At 73.5% G+C, this 3139-nt stretch carries 3 protein-coding genes and 1 tRNA gene; 1 reads left to right on the forward strand and 3 read right to left on the reverse strand.

Features of this window, described 5'->3' with window-relative positions:
- A tRNA-Glu gene (locus tag ACE3Q3_RS23635) sits at nucleotides 1–76 on the reverse strand.
- A 165-nt stretch (nucleotides 77–241) separates the two neighbouring features.
- Here ACE3Q3_RS23635 and ACE3Q3_RS23640 point away from each other — a divergent pair.
- The gene (locus ACE3Q3_RS23640) at nucleotides 242–463 is read left to right on the forward strand and encodes a DUF1127 domain-containing protein (RefSeq protein WP_374450202.1); all 222 of its coding nucleotides are present in this window, start codon (nucleotides 242–244) and stop codon (nucleotides 461–463) included.
- Between the two features lie 55 nt (nucleotides 464–518).
- Here the strand turns inward: ACE3Q3_RS23640 and recJ are convergent, their stop codons facing one another.
- Both recJ and glpX read right to left on the reverse strand, forming a co-directional pair.
- Nucleotides 519–2315 (reverse strand): single-stranded-DNA-specific exonuclease RecJ, encoded by a 1797-nt coding sequence (recJ, locus tag ACE3Q3_RS23645; RefSeq protein WP_374450204.1) that lies wholly within the window; start codon nucleotides 2313–2315, stop codon nucleotides 519–521.
- Between the two features lie 7 nt (nucleotides 2316–2322).
- Nucleotides 2323–3139 (reverse strand): class II fructose-bisphosphatase (gene glpX / locus ACE3Q3_RS23650; protein ID WP_374450206.1); only part of this gene is annotated, 817 nt, incomplete at its 5' end.

Here is a 3139-nt window from a genome sequence, read left to right on the forward strand (position 1 = left end):
TGGCGTCCCCAAGGGGATTCGAACCCCTGTTACCGCCGTGAAAGGGCGGTGTCCTAGGCCTCTAGACGATGGGGACGTCGGGTCTCGCCGCGGGACGCACTCCCCTACCGGGCCGGCGCTGCGAAATCAAGCGGCGAAGCGCGGTACGATGTTGAAACAACTGAAACCTCCTGGAAGCGAACCTGCGGCGCAGTGCCGGCGACCCATCGGCATCGACCACGCTGGAACCCAGGAGATCACGATGCGCACGCTCTCGATGCACCACGACGCCGTCCGCGCCCACGGCGGGACGCTCACCCTCAAGGCGATCGCCGGCGCCGTCATCGCCCGCCTCGCCGACTGGCAGGAGCGCGCGACCGAACGGCGCATCCTCGCCCATCTCGACGACCGCATGCTGGCCGATGTCGGCCTGACGCGGGCCGAACTGCGGCGGGAACTGGACAAGGGGTTCTGGGAACGCTGAGGCACCCGGACCGACGGACAGTGACCAAGGATCCGGCGACCGCGCCGGCGGCCGATCAGGCGGCCGGCGCGGCGTCGTCGATGCGCACCTGGACGGTGTCGCCGCCGTTCCACGAATCGATCGAGACCCGCCCGGCGACGTGAACGGTGCGCCCGCGCGCCGCCATCAGGGCCGGCCCCAGCTCGCTCTCCATCGCCCGGAAGGCGATCCCCTTCACCCGCTCGCCCGACGCCGCCGCCAGGATACAGCGGACATGGCTCTGGCCCGCGGGATCGGCGCGCACGACGCGCAGATGGCCGAGCGCGAAGCGCGGCTCCGACATCCCGGCCCCGAACGGCCCCAGCCCCTCCAGCCGCGCCACCAGCGCGACGTCGAGCCCGGACAGTGCCATGCTGCCGTCGATCCCGAGCTCCGGCACCCGGCCGGCGGCGATGCCGCAGGCCGCGAAGCGCTCGCCGAGGAACGCCCCGAACTCGGCGATCCGCGCGGCCGCCAGCGAGAATCCGGCGGCCATCGCATGGCCGCCGCCGAGCGCCAGGATGCCCGCCTGCCGCGCGGCGATCACCGCCGCGCCGAGGTCGAAGCCCGGCACGGACCGGCCCGACCCCTTGGCCATGTCGCCGTCGACGGCGAAGACCATCGCCGGCCGGTCGAACCGCTCCTTGAGGCGGCTGGCGACGATGCCGATCACCCCCGGGTGCCAGCCCTCGCCGCCCACCGCCAGCACCGGCGGCAGCGCCGTCGCCTCGACGGCGGCGATGGCCGCGGCCAGCACCTCGGCCTCGATCCGGCGCCGGTCCTCGTTGAAGCGCTCGAGCTCGGCCGCGATCGCCGCCGCCTCCGCCGGGTCGTCGGTCGAGAGCAGGCGCATGCCGAGATCGGCTCGGCCGACGCGGCCGCCGGCATTGACCCTGGGGCCGAGCACATAGCCGAGATGGAAGGCCTGCGGCCGCTGGTCCAGCCGCGCCACGTCGGCCAGCGCCGCCAGCCCCGGGTTGCCGCGCCGCGCCATCACCTTCAGGCCCTGCGCCACCAGCGCCCGGTTGAGACCGGTCAGGGGCATCACGTCGCACACGGTGCCGAGCGCGACCAGGTCGAGGAGCGCCAGCAGGTCGGGCTCCGGCCGGCCGCCGTTCCACCAGCCGGCGTCGCGCAGCGCGCGATTGACGGCGACCGCGAGCAGGAACGAGACGCCGACGGCCGCCAGGCTGCGGTGCGCCGTCTCCTGGTCGAGCCGGTTGGGGTTGACGATCGCGACCGCCTCCGGCAGCGCCGGCTCGGCGACATGATGATCGACGACGACGACGTCGAGGCCGGCCGCGCGCGCTGCCGCCAGCGGCTCGAACGCCGTCGTCCCGCAGTCGACCGTCACCACCACGGCCGCGCCGTCGGCGCGGAGCCGCAGCAGCGCCGGCGCGTTCGGGCCGTAGCCCTCGGTCATGCGGTCGGGGATGTAGGCGATGGCGCGCGCCCCCGCCTGACGCAGGAAACGCAGGAGGAGCGCGCTCGAGGTCGCCCCGTCGACGTCGTAGTCGCCGAAGATGGCGATCCCCTCGCCACCCCGCACCGCCCGCGCCAGCCGCTCGGCCGCCGCGTCCATGCCCTTGAGGTGGCTCGGGTCGGGCAGCAGGTCGCGGAGCGTCGGGGCGAGGAAGCGCGGCGCCTCGTCGGGCCCGACGCCGCGCGCCGTCAGGACGCGGGCCACCAGTTCGGGCAGGCCGAGCCGGTCGGCCAGCGCATAGGCCGGCCGGTCGTCGGCCAGCCGCGAGCGCCAGCGCCGCCCGGTGAAGGATCGCTCGACCCCCAGCACCGTCGGTGCGGCCGGGCCCGCCGCCGCGACGGAACCGTCCATGGCCGCCTCAGAACTCCATCGGCTTGATCTCGAAGTTGTGGTGCGCCTCGATGTAGCGGACCGTTCCGGTCTTCGAGCGCATCACCAGCGAATGGGTGATGGCGCCGCCGCCGAAGCGGCGGACGCCGCGCAGCATCGCACCGCTGGTGACGCCGGTCGCGGCGAACATGACGTCGCCCTTGGCGAGGTCGTAGAGGCCGTACTTGCGGTTGAAGTCGGTGATGCCCATCCGCTTGGCGCGGCCGCGCTCGTCGTCGTTGCGGAACAGCAGCCGGCCCTGCATCTGGCCGCCGATGCTGCGCAGCGCGGCCGCGGCCAGCACGCCCTCCGGCGCCCCGCCGGAGCCGATGTAGATGTCGACGCCGCTGTCCGGCTGCGCGGTCGCGATGACGCCGCTGACGTCGCCGTCGGAGATCAGCATGATGCGGGCGCCGGCCTCGCGGACCTTGGCGATCAGTTCGGCGTGGCGCGGCCGGTCGAGGATGCAGACGACGAGGTCGCCGACCTCGCTCTTCTTCGCCTTGGCCAGTTCCTTCAGGTTCTCGGCCGGGCTGTTGTCGATGTCGACGACGCCCTCCGGCAGGCCGCCGCCGACGGCGATCTTGTCCATGTAGACGTCGGGGGCGTTGAGGAAGCCGCCCTCCTCCGCCATGGCGATGACGGCAAGCGCGTTCGGCCCGCCCTTGGCGGTGATCGTCGTGCCCTCCAGCGGATCGAGCGCGATGTCGATCTTCGGCCCCTTCCCGGTGCCGACCTTCTCGCCGATGTAGAGCATCGGCGCCTCGTCGCGCTCGCCCTCGCCGATCACCACGGTGCCGTCGATG

This window comes from Allostella sp. (assembly GCF_041913585.1).
Taxonomy (GTDB): domain Bacteria; phylum Pseudomonadota; class Alphaproteobacteria; order ATCC43930; family Allostellaceae; genus Allostella.